This is a genomic window from Pseudomonas sp. K2I15 (assembly GCF_002204795.1).
GTDB lineage: Bacteria > Pseudomonadota > Gammaproteobacteria > Pseudomonadales > Pseudomonadaceae > Aquipseudomonas.
In genome coordinates, this window is record NZ_NIXO01000050.1 from 16,855 (window position 1) to 36,529 (window position 19,675).

Annotated in this window: 16 protein-coding genes; 10 read left to right on the plus strand and 6 right to left on the minus strand. The window is 61.9% G+C overall.

All coding sequences use genetic code 11. From position 1 onward, the window contains the following. The first annotated feature begins 25 nt into the window (after window positions 1–25). The 3 genes from CEC48_RS24080 (at window position 26) to CEC48_RS24090 (ending at window position 2,504) form a co-directional block, all read left to right on the plus strand. Window positions 26–211: a hypothetical protein gene (locus CEC48_RS24080; protein WP_088426016.1), complete on the plus strand. Its 186-nt coding sequence runs from the start codon at window positions 26–28 to the stop codon at window positions 209–211. A 218-nt stretch (window positions 212–429) separates the two neighbouring features. Beyond that, on the plus strand, window positions 430–1,104 hold the full coding sequence (locus CEC48_RS24085) for a heavy metal response regulator transcription factor (protein WP_088426017.1): 675 nt from the start codon (window positions 430–432) through the stop codon (window positions 1,102–1,104). Then, complete coding sequence (locus tag CEC48_RS24090) at window positions 1,101–2,504, plus strand: heavy metal sensor histidine kinase (protein ID WP_088426018.1); 1,404 nt, start codon at window positions 1,101–1,103, stop codon at window positions 2,502–2,504. Before CEC48_RS24085 ends, CEC48_RS24090 begins: the two co-directional genes overlap by 4 nt. A 139-nt stretch (window positions 2,505–2,643) precedes the next feature. Here the strand turns inward: CEC48_RS24090 and CEC48_RS24095 are convergent, their stop codons facing one another. The 3 genes from CEC48_RS24095 to CEC48_RS24105 are packed head-to-tail and all read right to left on the minus strand — an operon-like array spanning window position 2,644 to window position 8,177. After that, window positions 2,644–5,805, minus strand: coding sequence for a CusA/CzcA family heavy metal efflux RND transporter (locus CEC48_RS24095; protein ID WP_088426019.1), 3,162 nt, complete (start codon window positions 5,803–5,805; stop codon window positions 2,644–2,646). A gap of 18 nt (window positions 5,806–5,823) precedes the next feature. Further along, complete coding sequence (locus tag CEC48_RS24100) at window positions 5,824–6,936, minus strand: efflux RND transporter periplasmic adaptor subunit (protein WP_088426020.1); 1,113 nt, start codon at window positions 6,934–6,936, stop codon at window positions 5,824–5,826. A 17-nt stretch (window positions 6,937–6,953) separates the two neighbouring features. After that, window positions 6,954–8,177 (minus strand): TolC family protein, encoded by a 1,224-nt coding sequence (locus tag CEC48_RS24105; protein WP_088426021.1) that lies wholly within the window; start codon window positions 8,175–8,177, stop codon window positions 6,954–6,956. 161 nt (window positions 8,178–8,338) lie between these two features. Between CEC48_RS24105 and CEC48_RS24110 the strand changes: the two genes are divergently transcribed. Further along, window positions 8,339–9,013, plus strand: a complete 675-nt coding sequence (locus tag CEC48_RS24110) for a heavy metal response regulator transcription factor (RefSeq protein ID WP_008437506.1) — start codon at window positions 8,339–8,341, stop codon at window positions 9,011–9,013. A 3-nt stretch (window positions 9,014–9,016) separates the two neighbouring features. Here CEC48_RS24110 and CEC48_RS24115 read toward each other — a convergent pair whose 3' ends face one another. Continuing rightward, window positions 9,017–9,922 (minus strand): cation diffusion facilitator family transporter, encoded by a 906-nt coding sequence (locus tag CEC48_RS24115; protein WP_088426022.1) that lies wholly within the window; start codon window positions 9,920–9,922, stop codon window positions 9,017–9,019. 217 nt (window positions 9,923–10,139) lie between these two features. On the opposite strand from CEC48_RS24115, the gene CEC48_RS24120 reads away from it, so the two are divergent. After that, window positions 10,140–11,510 carry a gluconate:H+ symporter gene (locus CEC48_RS24120; protein WP_088426023.1) on the plus strand — a complete coding sequence of 457 codons (1,371 nt, stop codon included), beginning with the start codon at window positions 10,140–10,142 and terminating at the stop codon, window positions 11,508–11,510. A gap of 38 nt (window positions 11,511–11,548) precedes the next feature. Here the strand turns inward: CEC48_RS24120 and CEC48_RS24125 are convergent, their stop codons facing one another. Further along, complete coding sequence (locus CEC48_RS24125) at window positions 11,549–12,832, minus strand: MFS transporter (protein ID WP_088426024.1); 1,284 nt, start codon at window positions 12,830–12,832, stop codon at window positions 11,549–11,551. Between the two features lie 188 nt (window positions 12,833–13,020). Here CEC48_RS24125 and CEC48_RS24130 point away from each other — a divergent pair, with 188 nt between their 5' ends. From CEC48_RS24130 to CEC48_RS24145, 4 genes are all read left to right on the plus strand, one after another. Further along, window positions 13,021–14,439 (plus strand): short-chain fatty acid transporter, encoded by a 1,419-nt coding sequence (locus CEC48_RS24130; protein WP_088426025.1) that lies wholly within the window; start codon window positions 13,021–13,023, stop codon window positions 14,437–14,439. Window positions 14,440–14,703: 264 nt separating this feature from the next. Beyond that, window positions 14,704–16,404, plus strand: a complete 1,701-nt coding sequence (acpA, locus tag CEC48_RS24135; protein WP_088426026.1) for an acid phosphatase — start codon at window positions 14,704–14,706, stop codon at window positions 16,402–16,404. Between the two features lie 121 nt (window positions 16,405–16,525). Then, a complete protein-coding gene (locus tag CEC48_RS24140) occupies window positions 16,526–17,695 on the plus strand; it encodes a hypothetical protein (RefSeq protein WP_088426027.1) in 1,170 nt (389 codons plus the stop codon). Window positions 17,696–17,867: 172 nt separating this feature from the next. Continuing rightward, the gene (locus CEC48_RS24145) at window positions 17,868–18,392 is read left to right on the plus strand and encodes an SET domain-containing protein-lysine N-methyltransferase (protein WP_088426028.1); all 525 of its coding nucleotides are present in this window, start codon (window positions 17,868–17,870) and stop codon (window positions 18,390–18,392) included. On the opposite strand, the gene can is transcribed toward CEC48_RS24145, so the two are convergent. After that, the gene (gene can, locus CEC48_RS24150) at window positions 18,389–19,033 is read right to left on the minus strand and encodes a carbonate dehydratase (protein WP_003214385.1); all 645 of its coding nucleotides are present in this window, start codon (window positions 19,031–19,033) and stop codon (window positions 18,389–18,391) included. The genes CEC48_RS24145 and can overlap by 4 nt on opposite strands. A gap of 151 nt (window positions 19,034–19,184) precedes the next feature. On the opposite strand from can, the gene CEC48_RS24155 reads away from it, so the two are divergent. After that, complete coding sequence (locus tag CEC48_RS24155) at window positions 19,185–19,589, plus strand: serine kinase/phosphatase (protein ID WP_088426029.1); 405 nt, start codon at window positions 19,185–19,187, stop codon at window positions 19,587–19,589. Window positions 19,590–19,675: the final 86 nt, after the last annotated feature.

The following is a 19,675-nucleotide window of genomic DNA, read 5'->3' on the forward strand; positions in this document are numbered from 1 at the left end:
GCACACGCCTTATTGGGAGAAAGTCATGAAGCGATATCACCTGTTATTGATCAGTTTTCTCGGCGCCACGTCCACCGTCGCATTGGCCGATGACGGCGCCGACCGTTCCCGGCAGTTCCTCGCCGAGTTCCGCCAGCAACAGCAGCAGGTACACGGCGAACAGTCCGTGGCCGAGACCGCGCCCGCCGACCCACAGAAGCAGGCGATCTGAACGGCGCACACCGAGCACATTCATCTCTGAAGCTTTTGTGTAGCTCCTTTGGAAAGAGATGAATTTTTAACGCCCCGCATGGGGCGTTTTTTTTGCCGGCAGGTTTACAGCGCAACAACCGGTCACAAACTGCCTGATTGACCCTATAGCTACTTCAGCCTTCAAGCTTCCGAAAATCCGAATTGCAGCCTCTCTCTATCAATAAAAGGTAACCCCCCATGCGTATCCTTGTGGTTGAGGACGAGCAAAAAACCGCCGCCTACCTGCAGCAGGGCCTGACCGAAAGTGGTTACGTGGTCGACTGCGCCGCCAGCGGCGTGGACAGCCTGCACCTGGCCGGGCAACACGCCTATGAACTGGTGATTCTCGACGTCAACCTGCCAGCCAAGGACGGCTGGGAAGTACTTGAACAACTGCGCCGCGACAGCAACCAGCGGGTGATGATGCTGACGGCCCGTGGCCGGCTGACCGACAAGATCAAGGGCCTGGACATGGGCGCCGATGATTACCTGGTCAAGCCCTTCGAGTTTCCCGAGTTGCTGGCCCGCGTGCGTACTTTGTTGCGCCGCAGCGAGCACATCCCGGTGCCGGAAGTGTTCCGCGTGTCGGACCTTGAGCTGGACCCGCGCCGCCACCGCGCCTATCGCGGCACCCGGCGCATCGACCTGACCACCAAGGAGTTCGCACTGCTGCACGTGTTGATGCGCCAATCCGGCGAAGTGCTGACCCGCACGCAGATTATTTCCCTGGTTTGGGACATGAATTTCGACTGCGACACCAACGTGGTGGAAGTCTCCATCAGCCGCTTGCGGGCCAAGGTCGATGACCAGAGTGACGTCAAGCTGATCCACACCATTCGCGGCGTGGGTTATGTGCTGGAGGCCCGCCAATGAAAGCCAGCAGCCTGTCGATGCGCCTCGGGCTGACGGTGAGCCTGATGGGCGCCGGCCTGGTGGTGTTGCTCGCGACCTTGGCGTACCTGGCGCTGACCCACGAACTGGAGAAACTGGCGCGCAAGGGCCTGGAAAGCAAGATGGAGCAAATCCAGCACAGCCTGGCCCTGGGCTTGAACACCCGCGACATCCGCGCCCGCCCACATTCGTTGATGGATTTGGTGATGGGGCATGACAATTTCTACCTGACCATCGTCGGCACCGCGCCCGAAGAAGCGGTGCTGCTCAGTGTCGGTGCCAAACCCCAGGAACCGTTGCTGACCGACTTCGCACCGCGCCAAACCCTCGGTTACCTGAACTGGGACGACAGTAACGGCAACCAAGTGCTCAGTGCCTCCAGCCTGATGCGCCTGGCCAGCGGCGAACGCGTGCGGGTGTTGCTGTCGCTGGACCGCATGGACGATCAGGCGCTGCTCAGTGCCTATCTGCGTTCCACGGTGATCGCCTTGCCGCTGCTGTTGCTGCTGATTGGCATCGGCGCCTGGTGGGTGGTGCAACGCGGGCTGGCGCCGCTGCAGCAGTTCAGTCGCGTTGCCGCCAAGGTCACCACTCAGGACATGACTCACCGCCTGGCTGTGGATAACTTGCCCAAGGAGTTGGGCGAGTTGGCGCAAGGCATCAACTTCATGTTGCAACGGCTGGACGGCGGCGTGCAGCAGCTGTCGCAGTTCTCTGATGACCTGGCTCATGAACTGCGTGCGCCACTGACTAATCTGATGGGCAAGGCCCAGGTGACGTTGTCCCGGGAGCGGCCACCGCAGGAGTACAAAGCGGTGCTGGAGTCCAGCACCGAAGAGATGGAGCGCCTGGCGCGGATCGTCTCCGACATGCTGTTTCTGGCGCAGGTCAGCCACCCTGCGGCGCGGGTTTCGTTTGCGCCGGTATCCCTGGCCGATGAAGCGCGCCGGGTGATGGAGCTGTTTGCCTTGAGTGCCGAAGACAAGCAACTGACCCTGAGCCTCAGCGGCGATGCGTCGGTGCATGGCGACCGTTTGATGATTCAGCGGGCGATTTCCAATTTGCTGTCCAATGCCATTCGTCATACCCCGCACGCTTCCACGGTGTCGTTGCGGGTGGAGGCCCATGGGGAGCACGTGTCGCTGTCGGTGAGCAACCCGGGCTCCGGGATTGAAGCGCAACACCTGCCGAACCTGTTCGAACGTTTCTACCGCGTCGACAGCAGCCGCGCCCGCTCCGAAGGCGGTACCGGGCTGGGGCTGGCGATTGTGCGGTCGATCATGGTCCTGCATCAAGGTCGGGCAGAAGTCAGCAGCGAGCCCGGAGATTTCACTGTGTTTCGGTTGATGTTTCCCCTTCATACCGACGCGATCTGCCAATAAACCATTGTGGCGAGGGAGCTTGCTCGCGCTGGGTTGCGCAGCAACCCTAAAAAGCCCACCGCATTCTTTCAGCTGAAAGTGGGTCGTCGGTGTTGGGGCTGCTGCGCAGCCCAGCGCGAGCAAGCTCCCTCGCCACAGGTTATTGGTCAGGCATCAGGCGGTCTTCCTGTTCTTCACGCCGATGTGCCCAGTGATACAGCGCCGGCAGTACCAGCAGCGTCAGCAGCGTTGACGAAATAATCCCGCCAATCACCACCGTCGCCAACGGGCGCTGCACTTCGGCGCCGGTGCCGGTGGCCAGGGCCATGGGGATAAACCCCAGCGACGCCACCAGCGCCGTCATCAACACCGGGCGCAAGCGTGTCAGGGCACCTTCGTTGATCGCTACCGACAGTGAACGCCCCTCTTCCCGCAGGTTACGGATGAAGGCAATCATCACCAGCCCGTTCAGCACCGCCACCCCCGACAGCGCGATAAAGCCCACGCCCGCCGAGATCGACAGCGGAATATCCCGCAGCCACAGCGCCATGATCCCGCCGGTCAACGCGAAGGGAATCCCGGTAAACACCAGCAGCCCGTCCTTGAGGTTGTTGAACATCATGAACAGCAGCCCGAACACCAGCAGCAACGCCACCGGCACCACGATGCGCAAGCGATCGGAGGCTTCCTTCAACTGCTCGAACTGGCCGCCCCAAGTGGTCCAGTAGCCGGCAGGAATTTTCACCTGGGTGTCGATGGCGGCCCCGGCTTCCTCGACGAACGAGCCGATATCCCGCCCACGCACGTTGGCGCTGACGATCACCAGGCGCTTGCCGTTTTCGCGGCTGATCTGATTTGGGCCGAGCACCAGGTCCAGGCTGGCGACTTCCGACAGCGCGATAAACCCCAACTGCCCTGCCGCGTTATTCGCCAGCGCCGGAATCGGGATCAGCAGCCGCGACAAGCCTTCGATGTCGGTACGCAGCGCGTCGGACAAACGCACCACCATGTCGAAACGCCGGTCGCCTTCGTACATCGTCCCGGCCTGGCGCCCACCCACGGCGACGGCAATCGTGTCTTGCACATCGCCCACATTCAGGCCAAAACGCGCAGCCTTGTCGCGGTCGATATTGATGGTCAGCACCGGCAAGCCGGAGGTCTGTTCCACCTTCACTTCCGAGGCGCCCTTGAGGGCTTGCAAGGTCTCGGCGATTTCCCCGGCAGTCTTGTTGAGCACCGCCATGTCGTCACCAAACACCTTCACCGCGACGTCACTGCGCACTCCGGAAATCAGCTCGTTGAAGCGCAGCTGGATCGGTTGCGACAGTTCATACACGCTACCCGGCACAATCGCACTGGCGCGCTGGATGTCGGCGATGATCGCCTCGCGGGACTTCTTCGGGTCGGGCCACTGGTCCTTGGGTTTGAGCATCACGTAGCTGTCGGAGATATTTGGCGGCATCGGGTCGGAGGCGATTTCCGCGGTGCCGGTGCGGGCGAATACCCGCTCGATTTCCGGCACCTCGGCCATCAAGGTTTTTTCCAGCTGCTGCTGCATCTGCACCGACTGCGTCAGGCTGGTGCCGGGCACGCGCAGCGCTTGTTGGGCGAAGTCGCCTTCGCTGAGGCTGGGGATAAATTCGCTGCCCATGCGACTGGCCACCAAGCCCGACGCAACGATGGTCAGCACTGCCAGGCCAAACACCAGCGGCCGGCGCGTCATCACCCAATCCAGCACCGGCGCGTAAATACGGCGTGCGGTACGCATCACCAGGTTTTCTTCTTCCTTGACCTTGCCGGTCACAAACAGCGCAATCGCCGCCGGCACAAAGGTCACGGACAGAATCATCGCCCCCAGCAGCGCGATCACCACGGTGAAGGCCATCGGGTGGAACATCTTCCCGGCAACGCCCGTGAGCGCGAAGATCGGCAGGTACACCACCATGATGATCAGTTGCCCGAAGATCAGCGCACGCCGCGCTTCCTTGGCCGCCGCGAACACTTCATGCAGGCGCTCGCTGCGGGTCAGCAATCGCCCGTGGCGCTGCTGTGCGTGGGCCAGGCGGCGGATGGCGTTCTCGACGATCACCACCGCACCGTCGACGATAATCCCGAAATCCAGCGCGCCGAGGCTCATCAGGTTGGCGCTGACCTTGTTGGTGAACATCCCGGTAAAGGTGAACAACATCGCCAGCGGAATCACCATCGCGGTGATCAGCGCGGCGCGGATGTTACCGAGGAACAGGAACAGCACCGCCACCACCAGCAGCGCACCTTCGAAGAGGTTTTTCTTGACGGTGCTGATGGCTTTTTCCACCAGGTTGGTGCGGTCGTAGACGGTGACGGCGACCACACCTTCAGGCAGTGAGCGGTTGATCTCTTCAAGTTTTTTCGCGACGGCCTGGGACACGGTGCGGCTGTTTTCGCCGATCAACATGAACACCGTGCCCAACACCACTTCGCGGCCATTTTCGGTCGCGGCGCCGGTACGCAGCTCACGGCCGATATCGACCTGGGCGACGTTGCGCACCCGAATCGGTGTACCGTCGGAAGTGGTGATCACGATGTTGGCGATGTCGTCGATGGACCCGACTTGCCCCGGCGCACGGATCAGCAATTGTTCGCCGCTGCGTTCGATGTACCCGGCGCCGACGTTGGCGTTGTTGCGCTCCAGCGCCGTGACCAGGTCGCTCAAGGTCAGGTTGTAGGCCGCCAGGCGCTTGGGGTCCGGGGCGATCTGGTATTCCTTGGCAAAGCCGCCGATGGTATTGATCTCGGCCACGCCCGGCACGTTGCGCAGTTGCGGCTTGATGATCCAGTCCTGGATAACCCGCAGGTCGGTCGGCGTGTAGGCGGAGCCGTCTTCCTTGCGCGCGCCGTCTTTGGCCTCCACGGTCCACAGGAAAATTTCCCCGAGCCCGGTGGAGATCGGCCCCATCATGCTTTCGATGCCGTCGGGCAATTGCTCGCGGGCGACCTGCAAGCGTTCGTTGACCAATTGGCGGGCGAAGAACAGGTCGGTGCCGTCCTTGAAAATCACCGTAACCTGGGACAAACCGGAGCGCGACAACGAGCGGGTCTGCTGCAACCCCGGCAGCCCGGCCATGGCGGTTTCGATGGGAAAGGTGATGCGCTGCTCGGTTTCCAGCGGCGAAAACCCCGCCGCCGCCGAGTTGATCTGCACCTGCACGTTGGTGATGTCGGGCACCGCGTCGATGGGCAATTTCTGATAGCTGGCGATGCCGACACCGGCCATCAACAGCACCGCCAGCAGCACGATGATGCGCTGCTCGATGGCGAATTGGATAAGGCGCTCAAACATGGGAGATCACTCGCAGGGTCAATGGGCGTGCTCGGCCGAGGCTTTGCCCAACTCGGACTTGAGGATGAAGCTGCCAACGGTGGCCACCTGCGCCCCGGCGTCGAGACCCTGGCGCACTTCGACGAAACCGTTTTCGCTGACGCCCAGTTCGATATGCCGGGTCATGAAGCCATCGCTGGTGCGCACGAACACCGAGGGCTTGTCCTCGACGGTCTGGATCGCGTCCCGCGGCACGGTGACCTTGGCCTGGTAGGTGTCGGTGGCGACCTGTACCGCGACGAACAAGCCTGGGCGCCACGAGTCGTCGGGGTTTTGCACCGTGACGCGCACGGTGGCCGTGCGGGTTTGCTCGCCCAGCAAGTTGCCGACATAGGCCACGGTGCCGAGCACTTCGGTGCCCATTTCCGAGGAGGTGACCTTTACCGGTTTGCCGACCTGGACCTTGTTCAAATCCTTGGGGAATACGCCGAAGGTGACCCACACCTGGGACAGGTCCGACAGGGTGAAGGCGTTGCTGGTCTCGCTCACCACCTCGCCGACGCCGAGGTGTTTTTCCACCACCACGCCGTCAAACGGCGCACGCAGTTCGTAGCGATTACCGCCGACCAACACGGCGCTGCCGCTCAGGGCGTTCATCTTTTGCCGGGCATTGTTCAGGGCGATTTCGGACTCTTGCAACGCCTGGCGGGCCAGCAGGTAATCCTGTTCAGCGGAGATCTTGTCCTGCCATAACTGGCGCTCGCGCTGGAAGGTGGTGCGGGCCAGTACCACCCGGCGTTCGCTGGCCGCCAGCTCGCTGCGCTGATCGGAAATTTGCTGGCTGGCGATCACCGCCAGCAGTTCGCCCTTCTTCACCGATTGCCCGAGGTTGACCTTCACCGCCTCCACCACGCCAGCGGCTCGCGGCACGATGTGGGAGGTTCGGTCTTCGTCGAAACGCACCTCGCCCGGCAGCGACAGCATGGTGCTGATCTGCCGGGATTGCGCCGGCGCGAGTTGAATGCCGGCGGCCTGGATTTGCTGGTCGGTCAGCGCAAGCTTGCCTTCTTCTTCCGCCTCTGCCGCACTGCCGGTGGCCGGCCACGCCAGCATCAGCGTAATGGCCAGCGCCATCCTGTGTTTGTTGTTCATGGAACGCTCCTGACAATTCAAAACCGGGCGAGGTCGCCGTAAATCCGTTCGATACGCACCCAGGCTTCAGTGGCCTGGGCGGTCGCCGCGAGGTATTGGGTACGGGCCGCAATCAAGGTGCGCTGGGCGTCGAGCACGTCGAGGAAGTTGAACTTGCCCATCTCGAAACCACGGGTGGCGCTGTCTACCGCGCTTTGGGCGGCGGGCAGGATCTGCTGGTTGAATGAGCGCACTTCGGTATTGGCGGTTTGCCAAAGGTCCAGGGCCTGACGTGTTTCGGTGCGCAGGCGCAGTTCGGCGGCGTTGCGCAGGTCGCGGGCCTGGTCGGCGCGGCGACTGGCGGCGAGCACGTTGCCCTGGTTGCGGTTGAACAGCGGGATCGGCATCGACACGCCCACCACGTTGACCCGCTCGCGCACGCTGGCGTCGTATTGGCTGCCGATGGACACGTCGAGGTCGGGAATGCGCTGGGCTTTTTCCAGGCCCAAGGCCGCCTCGCCCTGGATGATTTGCAGCTCGGCCAGGCGCAGTTCGGCGGTTTGTTCCAGGCGCCCCAGCAATTGCGCGGGCGGCGGCAATGTGGGGGCGGCCTGGGCTTGGGTGGCGACGGCCTGGAAGTCGGTGCTGGCCGCGCCGGTGCTGGCGGCGAGGCGGCGATAGGCGTCGGTCAGGCCCATTTGCGCGCGGTTGAATTCCAGGCGGATTTCCGAGAGCTGTACCTGGGCGCGAGTGGCTTCCACCGGGGATGATTTGCCGGCGGTGACGCGACCATTGGCGACCACCAGCCCGCGCTCGGCCAGTGCCAGTGAGCGTTGTGCCAGGTCGAGGCGTTCCTGGGCCCGAAGCGCGCCGTAGTAACCGTCGATAACATCCGCCCGCAGCCCATTGCGGCGTTGTTCCAGAGTGAGTGCGGCCGCCTCTTGGGCGCGGCTGGCGACATCAATCCGTGCCCCGCGCTTGCCGCCCAACTCCAGGGTTTGGGTCAGCTTCAGCGTGGTGGTGCGTGAGTTGCGGCGGGTGTCTTCGGCATCCCAGGAGGCTACCGGGTTCGGGATCAAACCGGCCTGCTGGCGGCCGCCTTGGGCGATGTCGATTTCCCACTGCGCAGCGGCCATATCAGGGTTGTTGGCGAAGGCGGTTTGCAGGGCCGATTCGAGGGTCAGGGTTTGCGCAGTTGCGCCCTGAACCGTCATCAGGAATAGCACCGCAGAGCCAATAAAAGTGCTGACAAAAGTTGGCATAACAAGAGTTCCATGCCCATGAATTAACAGGTGGGCAATGTAACTTTCAGTACTTATCAGAGGAGTGGCCAGAACATTACAAATCCGTTAGCAACGGCTCTGCTACGGGCTTTTGCTTTAAGCTGCGGCCAACTTTTCCACTGCCCAGCGGGATCCTCGACATGCGTATTCTGGTTATCGAAGACGAACCTAAAACCGCCGATTATTTACATCAGGGATTGAGTGAAAGTGGCTATATCGTCGACTGTGCCGCCACCGGTGCCGACGGCTTGCATTTGTCCCGCCAGCACGCCTACGACCTGGTGATGCTGGACGTAAACCTGCCGTTGATGGATGGCTGGGATGTACTGCAACGTATCCGCCAGAACAGCAGCACGCGCATCATGATGCTGACCGCCCAGGGCCGCCTCGCCGACCGGATCAAGGGCCTGGACCTGGGCGCCGATGATTACCTGGTCAAGCCGTTTGAGTTCCCGGAACTACTGGCGCGGGTGCGCACCTTGATGCGCCGCAGCGTGCACTCGCCGGTGCCGGATGTGTTACGGGTGGCCGACCTGGAATTGGATCAAGGCCGCCACCGGGCGTTTCGTGGCTTGCAGCGCATCGACCTGACCACCAAGGAATTCGCCCTGCTGCATTTGCTGATGCGCCAGAGCGGCGTGGTGCTGTCGCGTACGCAAATTATCTCGTTCGTGTGGGACATGAACTTTGACTGCGACACCAACGTGGTGGAGGTGTCGATCCGCCGCCTGCGGGCGAAAATTGATGACCCGTTCGAGCGCAAGTTGATCCATACCTTGCGCGGCGTGGGTTATGTGCTGGAAGACCGTGAGTAACGGTCAGGCGTGCACCTCGTCGTGCTCATCGTGGTGAAAGCCGTCGCCCTCGACCTGAATGGTCGCGTGGGAAATATCGAATTGTTCATGCAGTAACTCCGTCACCTGGCTGAGGATCTGTTGCTCGCAGCCTTGCGCCGAATCCGCCACCAGATGAGTACTCAGCACATTCTTGCCGCTGGTGAGCGCCCAGATATGCAGGTCGTGTACGTCCTTTACTCCGGGGACACCGCGAAGCGCCTGCTCCACCTTGTCGATATCGATGCCGTCCGGCACGCCTTGCAGCAGCACGTTCATGCTTTCCTTGAGCAGGGTCCAGGTGCGTGGCAACACCCAAAAGCCAATCGCTGCCGCCACCAACGAATCCACCCAGCCCCAGCCGGTGTACATGATCACCAGCGCCGCGATAATCACGCCGATGGAGCCGAGCATGTCGCTCCAGACTTCCAGGTAGGCGCCCTTCACGTTGAGGCTTTCGCCACTGGCCGCACTCAGCAACCGCATGGCAATCAGGTTGACGATAAGCCCCAGCACGGCGATCACCAGCATGCCGGTGGACTGGATCTCGGCGGGTGCCTGCAAGCGTTGATACGCCTCATAAAGGATGTAGAACGCCACGGCGAACAGCAGCAGCGCATTAAACGCCGCCGCCAGAATCTCGAAGCGTGCGTAGCCGAAAGTGCGCTTGCGGTCGGCGGCGCGCTTGGCCACCTGGATCGCCACCAGGGAAATCCCCAGGGCCAGGGCGTCGGTCATCATGTGCGCGGCGTCGGACAACAGCGCCAGGCTGCCGGTGATAAAGGCGCCGATCACCTCGGCAATCATGAAACTTGAGGTCAGCCCCAGGGCGATCCATAACTTGCGTTCGTGGCCGGCGCGTACTTGGGCGTGGCTGTGTCCTGCGCTCATGAAATGTCCTCGTGGGTCGTCGTCCGGTTGATCATAGAGCTATAGGCCAAAACCACCGGCATGGGTTACGAAATTGTCATCACGGCGTCAGGTGGGCGTTACGCCGTGCGCACCAAAATTGAACATGAACGCTCTGGAACACTTCTATCAGGTATGCTTTTCGAGCAGGAAACAAAAAGAAACATATTAGCCAACCTGTTCGATAAGGAGTCCCGTTTTGGAGTTATCGACTGCCGCGTGGATGGTTCACGACACCCGCCTCATGCTCTGCGTATTACTGGCCATCGCCAGCATCATTGTGTTGATCAGCGCGACCAAGCTGCCGCCGTTCCTGTCGATCCTGATCGGCACGTTTATCGCCGGTGTCGGCGCAGGCTTGCCGCCGGAAGAAGTGGCCAAGGCGTTCAGCAAAGGCGCCGGGGCGATCCTGGGTGAAGCCGGGATCATCATTGCCCTGGGCTCGATGCTCGGCGCGTTGATGGCCGAGTCCGGCGCTGCCGACCGTATTGCCACCACCCTGCTGGGGTTGGGCAAGGGCAAGTCGTTGCCTTGGGTGATGGCGCTGGTGGCGATGGTGATTGGCTTGCCGCTGTTCTTTGAAGTGGGCCTGGTGATGATGGTGCCGATCATCTTTGTGATGGCCAAGCGTTCGAACCAGCCGCTGCTGAAAATCGCAATTCCGGCGCTGGCGGGGATGACCACCTTGCACGCCCTGATGCCACCGCATCCGGGGCCGTTGATTGCGGTTGGCGCGTTGCACGCCGACCTGGGCCTGACCATGTTGCTGGGCTTCTGCCTGGCGGTGCCGGCGGTGATTCTGGCGGGCCCGCTGTACGGCAACTGGCTGTCCAAGCGCATGCACGTGGATGAGCCGGCCGACATTGGCGCGCTGTTCAGTGCACCGCCCAAGGCGCCGCGCCAACCGAGTTTTGGTGTGTCGCTGCTGATCATTTTGTTGCCGGTGATCCTGATGCTCGGCAGCACCCTGGCCAAGGTCGCCATGTCGCCGGAAAGCCCGGTGGCGCTGACGTTGAAGTTCCTCGGTGAGCCGTTGATCGCGCTGGGCCTGGCGGTGATTGCCGCGGTGATTTGCCTGGGCTGGGCCAGCGGCATGCCGCGGGCTGAGGTCGGCAATACCCTGCGTAAAGCGCTGGCACCGATCGCCGTGCTGTTGCTGACCATCGGCGCGGGTGGCGGGTTGAAGCAAACCCTGCTGGATGCCGGCGTGAGCCAGACCATCAGCAAGGTGGCCGAAGGCGCACACATGCCGTACCTGTTGCTGGCTTGGTTGATCGCGGTGGCGCTGCGTCAGGCTACAGGCTCGGCGACCGTCGCCACCACTACCACGGCGGGCATCCTGGCGCCGATGATGGCGGGCTTGGCGGCAACGCAAAGCTCACTGGTCGCCCTGGCGATTGGTGCCGGCTCGGTGTTCTTCTGCCACGTCAACGACGCCGGCTTCTGGATGGTGCGTGAGTACTTCGGCTTGCAGTTGAAGCAGACGATTTGGGTGTGGTCAGTGTTGCAGACCATCGTGTCGGTGGTGGGCCTGGTGGGCACATTGCTGATGTGGCACTTCCTCACCTGAGGATCTGATGATCGTTCCCACGCTCCGCGTAGGAACGATCAGGTGGGTTGGCGCTTGCCAAAATGCGCCGCACTCACTGCGCCCACCGCGCCCATCACCACGCAATACCCCACACAGATCCACGCACTGGTGGGCATCAACGCGATCAGCATCAGCGGCGTGGTACTCGCCCACAGCGCATACGCAATGTTGTAGGTGAAGGAAATCCCCGACACGCGCACCTGCGCCGGGAACAGGCTGACCATCACCGACGGCACCGCGCCCACCACCCCACAACTCAACCCGGCAATCGCATACGCTGCGCCCAACCACACGCCGCCCGCAATCAGGCTGGCATACAGCACGGCAATCCCCACCGGCAGCAGCAGGCTGTAGACCAACACCGCGCGCCAGGCGCCGATGCGGTCCACCAGCAGGCCGGCCAGCACGCAACCAATGTTCAGGAACACGATGCCCAACGCGCTCAGGGCGAAGGTGTGGCTGGGGCTCATGCCGAAGGTTTTCTGCATCATGGTCGGGGTGATCACCACCAATACCACCACGGCAGAGGTGAGTACGCAGGTGAGGATCATTGCCGGCAGCAACGCGTTGCGGTGTTCGCGCAGGACGGTGCGCAGCGGCAGTTCAGCGCCAGCTTGGCGGCGCGCCTGCATTTGCAGGAACACCGGGGTTTCGCTGAGCCAGCGCCGCAGCCATACGCCGATCACGCCGAATACACCGCCCAGCAGGAAAGGGAAGCGCCAGGCGTAGTCGAGGATTTCGGCCGGGGTGAAGGCTTGCGCCAGCAGTGTCGCGGTCAGCGCGCCGAGCAGGTAACCGAAGGTCAACCCGGCTTGCAGGAAGCCCAGGGCATAGCCGCGATGCTTATCCGGTGCGTGTTCGGCGACGAATACCCAGGCGCTGGGCACTTCCCCGCCCACCGCCGCGCCCTGGAGGATGCGCAGCGCCAGCAGGATCAAGGGGGCGAAATAGCCGATTTGCGCGTAGGTGGGCATGATCCCGATCAGCAGGCAGGGCAAGGCCATCATCAGGATGCTCAGGCTGAACACCCGTTTGCGCCCCAGGTGATCGGCGAAGTGCGCCATCAGGATGCCGCCCAGCGGGCGTGCCAGGTAGCCGGTGACGAAGATCCCGAAGCTTTGCAGCAGGCGCAGCCACTCGGGCATTTCCGGTGGGAAGAACAGCTGGCTGAGGGTCAGCGCGAAAAATACGAAGATGATGAAGTCGTAGATTTCCAGGGCCCCGCCCAGGGCGGCCAGGCCCAGGGTTTTGTAGTCGGAGCGGGAGAAACGCTGCGCCTGTGGATAAGAGGTGGCAGTCATGTGAAAGCTCGGCAGACAAACAAAATGGACAGCAGGTTATGAGCTGGGCCGGGTGATGGCAATCACGCTGGATATATTTGCTTTACTCATTGATCAATGAAGATAACTACATTCCCAAATGAATAGCCGTAGAGGAACATGCAGCAAAACTGCCGCCCCCATAATAAATACAAATAGAGGTACTGAACGTGGCCGATGCTATCGAAGAAAGCCGCTACGCCCGATTCGCCCTGCGTTGTTCAAACTTCGCCGAGCGCTGGTTCCCTGACTCCTGGGTGTTTGCCGCCCTCGCCGTGATCATTGTCGCCGTGGCGACCCTGAGCATGGGCGCCGCGCCGACCGAGGCCGCCAAGGCGTTTGGTGACGGTTTCTGGAGTTTGATCCCGTTCACCATGCAAATGGCCTTTGTGGTGATTGGCGGGTATGTGGTTGCCAGCTCCCCGCCCGCCGTGAAATTGATCGATCGCCTGGCGCGCATCCCGAAGAACGGCCGCTCTGCCGTGGCGTGGGTGGCGCTGATTTCGATGGTCGCCTCGTTGCTCAACTGGGGCTTGTCCTTGGTGTTCGGCGGTTTGCTGGTGCGGGCACTGGCCCGTCGTACGGATTTGCGCATGGATTACCGCGCTGCCGGTGCGGCGGCCTATTTGGGCCTGGGCGCGGTATGGGCGCTGGGGCTGTCGTCGTCGGCGGCGCAGTTGCAGGCCAACCCGGCCAGTTTGCCGCCGTCGATTTTGTCAATCACCGGGATGATCCCGTTCACCGACACCATCTTTCTGTGGCAATCCGGCGTGCTGTTGCTGGCGCTGATCGTGGTCTCGCTGATCATCGCCTACGCCACTGCGCCCGGGCCGAACTCCGCGCGTGACGCCAAGGCCTGCGGTGTCGACCCGGCCTTCAACCTGCCCAAGCCGCAGCCACCGACCCGTCCGGGCGAGTGGCTGGAACACAGCCCGTTGCTGACCATCCTGCTGGCCTTACTGGCGGCCGGGTGGCTGTTCCATGAGTTCTCGACCAAGCCGGCGATCAGCGCGATCTCGGGGCTCAACACCTACAACTTCCTGTTCCTGATGGTGGGTGCGTTGCTGCACTGGCGCCCGCGCAGCTTCCTCGATGCGGTGGCCCGGGCGGTGCCGACCACCACCGGGGTGCTGATCCAGTTCCCGTTGTATGGCTCGATTGCGGCGTTGATGACGGTGGTGAAAGGCGGTGACGGTTCGACCTTGGCGCACCATATCTCGACCTTTTTCACCTCGATCGCGTCCCACGACACCTACGCGCTGTTGATGGGCGTGTACTCGGCGGTGCTGGGCTTCTTTATCCCGTCGGGCGGCGGCAAGTGGATCATCGAGGCGCCGTATGTGATGCAGGTCGCCAATGACCTGGAATATCACCTGGGCTGGGCGGTGCAGATCTACAACGCCGCCGAGGCGCTGCCAAACCTGATCAACCCGTTCTATATGCTGCCGCTGCTGGGCGTGCTGGGGTTGAAGGCGCGGGATTTGATTGGTTTCTCGTTTGTGCAGTTGCTGGTGCACACGCCGCTGGTGCTGTTTTTGCTGTGGGCGCTGGGCACGACGCTTAAATATTTGCCGCCGGTGATGCCGTAAACGCTTCTGTCACATTGCCTGCTTAAGCTTCTCACCCAGGCCCGGCAACGCCTCTTGTACCGTGATCGGCACCCCGCCGATCACGGTACAAATGAGTGCGTCGCAGCGCGGTCACGTTACAAAACCCGTCAGTCACAAACAGTTCCCTTACGCCCTAAGGCCTCGCCTTATAGACTGAAGCGTTTAAGCTTTGCCATATTTCACGCCACTTCAATGAAACATCCAGCAATAAAATAAACCAAAAACAGCAGTGAGAAGCCTCGGATGACTGACGAAACAGAAGACCAGAACGCCTCCAAAAATGCCTCCGACACGCTCCCCGACTCCAGCCGTCGGCGCTTTTTAGGCGGGGTTGCCGTACTCGGCGCCGGAGCCACCCTGAGCGCCTGCGGCGGCACGGCTGACCAGCCGGGCCCGGCGGTCGACCGCGAACTGTCTCCTGCGGAGCTGGACAAGGCCCTGCACGACAACGTGAAAAACGTAGTGGTGATCTACGGCGAGAACCGCAGCTTCAACAATCTGTTTGCCGATTTCCCCGGCGTGGAAAGCCCGCTCTCCGCGCTAAAGCCCGCCGACTACCAGCAGCACGACCGCGACGGCAGCCTGCTGGACACCTTGCCTGAGGTGTGGGGCGGCGTGAACCAGTTGGGTCCGCAGACCATCGACGGGGTGATCTACCCCAGCGCCACCCAATATCAGGAACACTTGCCCAACGCACCTTTCGCGTTGAAAGGCCCGGACGGTGAAGACCTGCCGCTGGCCCTGGTCACCCGCGACCTGTGGCACGTGTTCTATCAAAACCAGATGCAGATCAACGGCGGCAAGAACGACCGGTTCGTCGCCTGGGCCGACTCGGGTGGGCTGACCTTCGGCCATTACCCGCAAACGCGCTATTCCCTGCGCCTGTGGGACGTGGCCAAGGAATTTGTGCTGTGCGATAACTTCTTCCAGGGCGCCTTTGGCGGTTCGTACCTCAACCACCAGTACCTGATCAGCGCCCAGGTGCCGTTCTACCCGGACGCCGCCAACTCGGTGGCCAAGTCGCAGATGGCCACGCTGCAAAGCGATGACCCGACCGACACGCGCCTCAAGCCGCTGGACAAATCCCCGGCCAGCGCCATGACCGGCCCGCCGCAATTCGGCCCGAGCGCACTGACCCCGGACGGCTACGCAGTGAACACCATGGCGCCGCCTTACTGGCCCACCTGGATCCGCGACCCGGAACGCCCGGACTACGCCAAGCCGGACCTGCCCAGCGTATTGGTGCCACAGTCCCACGAACACATCGGCGACAAGCTGTCGAAGAAGAACGTCGACTGGGCCTGGTACGGCGGCGCGTGGCAGGCCACGATCGAGGAGCACAAGGATTCGGCAGCGATTCCGAAGATCCCGAGCTTTCAGTACCACCATCAGCCGTTCAACTACTTCAAGCAGCAAGGCCCGGAAAACCCGGTAGAGCGCAAGAAGCGCCTGCGCGATGGCGGCCTGGGCGATGAGCCAAGCACCAACCATTTCATGGCCGATGCCCAGGCGGGCACGCTGCCGGCGGTGAGTTTCTACAAGCCCCAGGGCAACCTGAACATGCACGCCGGTTACGCCGACGTGGCCTCGGGCGACCGGCACATCACCCGCACCTTGAAGATGCTGCAGGAAAGCCCGCAGTGGAAAAACATGGTGGTGATCATCACTGTCGACGAGAACGGCGGCTGGTGGGACCACGTAGCACCGCCAAAAGGCGACCGTTGGGGCCCGGGCACACGTATTCCGGCGCTGGTGATTTCACCGTTCGCGCGCAAGGGTACGGTGGACCATACGGTGTACGACACGGCGTCGATCCTGCGCCTGATCACCCGGGTATTCCAGCTGGAGAAACTCGATGGCATCAAGCTGCGGGACGAGTCGATGGTCGCCCGCGGCCAGAAACCCATGGGTGACCTGACCAACGCGCTGCACTTCAAGGTGTAGACGCGCTTACCCAAAAGCGACAAGCGCGCAGTTTTTCTACGCGCTTTTCCCGGTCAACCGCTACTGTGTGAGGGTGGGCATTCACCCCGCGCAGACGGGCTTTCGCTGACAGGGAACCATCATGTTAAAACTCACCAGGTTGTCCTTCACCCTGGCCGCACTGACCTTGAGTGCGGTCGTACAGGCTGATATCACCGTACCGCTGGGTACCCCGCAACGGGTCACCCAGTTGTTCGCGTACCCGAACAATTGCAGCGTCATCTGTTTTCGTCCCTGGACGCTGGAACAGACCGTCGAGCACTACCTGAACCAGAGCCTGCAGCGAGACGGTTACAGCCGGGCCAAAGTCAGCGTAAAAACCGACCATGACCAGGTGCTTGCCACCTTCAGCGGCGTACCGGACGGTTATGGCAAACCGCTGACCACCTTGCTCGACACCGCCGACCTGGCTTACCAGGGCGCCAGCAAACTCAATGGCGACGGCAAGTGGCAGTTCAACTGGTACCTGTTCCTGCCGCTGGGCATGGCCCTGGAAAACCGCAAGAGCATCGAACTGCTGCACTTCCCGCCGGATTACTCGCTGACCCACTTCCAGGACTACCTGGAGTCGGCCACCACCGACCGCTGGGCGACTTTGCTCACGGCCAACGGCATCCCGGCGACCCAGACGCCGGAGTACCAGACCATCATCGACATCGCCCCGATCGCCGCCCCCGCCACGGCGGGCAAGGACCTGGAAGGCGTGTACGGTTACTTCACCGACTACCAGACGCGCATGGTCAAGGAGCTGAGCCAGCACGCGGGCGGCGCATTGCCGATGGTGGCCTTCGGGGCGCCGGTGCGCAGCTGGATCAAGCAGCAATACGGGCAAACCGTGGCCGTGCTGGGGCTGGCGCAGATCAGCCCGGCCGGCGGCAGCCCGGTTGCGGTGCTGGGGGCCAATCACCCGAGTTACATCTGGTATGCCGCCAACCCCGACACGTATGACGGTGACGAGCAAAAGGCCGATGAGGCCGGTTTAAAGGTGATGGGCCAGGACTTGAGCGCCGCCTGCTGGCAGGCCTCGATGGGCCAGAAGCCCGCCAGCGATCCGAATGTGCAGCTCAAGGGCTGCATGAACACCTGGCAGGTGACGCGCAAGGAGCAGACCTGCGAACTGTTCTATACGTCGATCCGCGAGCTGACGCCCGAACAAGCGAACGCCAAGTGCGCCCAACCTGCGATCAAAACTCAGCTAAGGCAATTGAAAAGCGCAGTGCCGGCACCGGCGGTTGATGCACCTGCGCTTTGACGCTGGCTGCAAGAAGGGCATTTTCCTACATAAAAGATAGTCAATTTCTACTGTCAGAGTTGACAGTAGAAATTGGATCCCACTTAAGCGAGTCTTGAGCCGCGCCCATCCGCTGCAAGACTGGCAGTCAAGACACCACCGGCAGGTCGATGCAGCCCCCTCCTGGAGAGTCATGAAAACTCAAGCCATGGACAAGGCTAAAACCGCCGTGAGTGACTGTCTTTACCCCTTTGCCACCGTGCTCACTGCACACGCCTACCCTCGTGCGCGCGACTATGAAGTGGTGCGAACCCGGGACGGCTCAGGCGATGGCATCAAGACCCGCGTCGCGTTCGACAGCCGCCTGTGTATCGCCAAGGTGTCCGGCTACGCGCTGAGCGAGCGGCGCCTGCATACGTTGCAGATGTCGTCGCGCATCCACTTGTACGACCCGTGGTTCAGCGGCCTGTTGTCGCATTCGTGCAACCCGAACGTGTTTCTCGACATGACGTATCTGGAACTGTGGTCCGTTCAAAACGTTCCCGCCGGCGCCCTGCTGACCATGGATTACGCCCACACCGAGGACGTGCTGTTCCGACAGTTTCGCTGCCAATGTGGCGAGCTCAACTGTCGGGGCTGGATCACCGGCATGAACGAGCCGCTGAATACCGAGGGTCAACAGTTCATGGAGCAGTGGCGCAAGCGCAAAAGCCCTTAGACCGCACCCAGCGGGCGCAGGCGGTATTGCGGCGGCAACTGCTCGAAGCCACTGATGGTGGTGTTCAGGCTTTTCCAGCGACCGTCCTTGATCCCGTAGATGCAACCGTGAACCGACAGGCTCTGCCCGCGGTGCCAGGCGTTTTGCACAATGCTGGTGTGGCCGACGTTGGCCACTTGCTGGATCACATTCAGCTCGCACAGGCGGTCTACGCGTTCCTCTTCGGTGGGCAACTGGGCCAGCACGTCGCGGTTTTCGTAGTACAGGTCACGGATGGTGCGCAGCCAGCCGTCGATCAGGCCCAACTGGTTGTCCTGCATCGAGGCGCGCACGCCGCCACAGCCATAGTGGCCGGTGACCAGGATGTGTTTGACCTTGAGCACGTCGACGGCGTACTGGATCACCGACAGGCAATTGAGGTCGGTGTGCAGCACCACGTTGGCCACGTTACGGTGCACAAACAGGTCGCCCGGCAGCATGCCGACGATCTCGTTGGCCGGTACGCGGGCGTCGGAACAGCCTATCCACAGGTATTCCGGGGTTTGCTGGCGGGCGAGCTTGGCGAAGAATTCGGGATCTTCCTGTTTGATCGCATCTGCCCAGCGTTCGTTGTTATCAAGCAGGTCTTGTAGTTCGTTCATCAGGGAAAGCCTCAGGAATGATGCGCATCTTTGACAGCCGACCGCCGGTCCGGGTCACGCCAGGAATAAAGATAGCCGGCTGGCAATTACTTGAATCTTGGGGAGCCATGCCTGTCCACACACTATAAGCCCCACAGTATGAGGAATGGCCATGACTGATTCACGACGTCCTTTCGGCGCCACCCAACCGGAGCCGATTGATGACAACGAAGACCGCATGGGCTCCATGCGGGAACTGGACTTTGACGAGGAAGAACCGACCGCAGAAATCGGCGACGAGATTCCGCCGGGCGAACGCAAGCATTTGATGCCCGACGAACGGGTACGTGAAGTCGGGATGACGGGAGCTTCGACGGATGACCATGAGTCCACGGATGATGATATGAGCCCGGAGACGCTGATCCATGAGGATGGCGCACGGGATGCGCAGGAAGCGGGTGAAGACCACCCGGCGGATTACGATTTGAGCATCGTCGATGAAGACGAGATTGGCGGCGGGAATGGCTTGGATGAAGCCGAGTTGGCCGACATCGATCCAGTAGACGGTAACCGCTGACACAACACAGACCCAACTGTAAAAAATACCCCTGTGGGAGCCGGGCTTGCCCGCGATGCACGCGCCTCGGTGTCTCAGTGAGACCG

What these genes read in the sequence shown, in the direction of transcription:
- CEC48_RS24080 (WP_088426016.1), top strand. Translation starts at nt 26, where the DNA reads ATGAAGCGATATCACCTGTTATTGATCAGTTTTCTCGGCGCCACGTCC.
- CEC48_RS24095 (WP_088426019.1), bottom strand. Translation starts at nt 5,805, where the DNA reads ATGTTTGAGCGCCTTATCCAATTCGCCATCGAGCAGCGCATCATCGTG.
- CEC48_RS24100 (WP_088426020.1), bottom strand. Translation starts at nt 6,936, where the DNA reads ATGAACAACAAACACAGGATGGCGCTGGCCATTACGCTGATGCTGGCG.
- CEC48_RS24090 (WP_088426018.1), top strand. Translation starts at nt 1,101, where the DNA reads ATGAAAGCCAGCAGCCTGTCGATGCGCCTCGGGCTGACGGTGAGCCTG.
- CEC48_RS24105 (WP_088426021.1), bottom strand. Translation starts at nt 8,177, where the DNA reads ATGCCAACTTTTGTCAGCACTTTTATTGGCTCTGCGGTGCTATTCCTG.
- CEC48_RS24145 (WP_088426028.1), top strand. Translation starts at nt 17,868, where the DNA reads ATGAAAACTCAAGCCATGGACAAGGCTAAAACCGCCGTGAGTGACTGT.
- CEC48_RS24115 (WP_088426022.1), bottom strand. Translation starts at nt 9,922, where the DNA reads ATGAGCGCAGGACACAGCCACGCCCAAGTACGCGCCGGCCACGAACGC.
- CEC48_RS24140 (WP_088426027.1), top strand. Translation starts at nt 16,526, where the DNA reads ATGTTAAAACTCACCAGGTTGTCCTTCACCCTGGCCGCACTGACCTTG.
- CEC48_RS24125 (WP_088426024.1), bottom strand. Translation starts at nt 12,832, where the DNA reads ATGACTGCCACCTCTTATCCACAGGCGCAGCGTTTCTCCCGCTCCGAC.
- CEC48_RS24110 (WP_008437506.1), top strand. Translation starts at nt 8,339, where the DNA reads ATGCGTATTCTGGTTATCGAAGACGAACCTAAAACCGCCGATTATTTA.
- CEC48_RS24085 (WP_088426017.1), top strand. Translation starts at nt 430, where the DNA reads ATGCGTATCCTTGTGGTTGAGGACGAGCAAAAAACCGCCGCCTACCTG.
- CEC48_RS24155 (WP_088426029.1), top strand. Translation starts at nt 19,185, where the DNA reads ATGACTGATTCACGACGTCCTTTCGGCGCCACCCAACCGGAGCCGATT.
- can (WP_003214385.1), bottom strand. Translation starts at nt 19,033, where the DNA reads ATGAACGAACTACAAGACCTGCTTGATAACAACGAACGCTGGGCAGAT.
- acpA (WP_088426026.1), top strand. Translation starts at nt 14,704, where the DNA reads ATGACTGACGAAACAGAAGACCAGAACGCCTCCAAAAATGCCTCCGAC.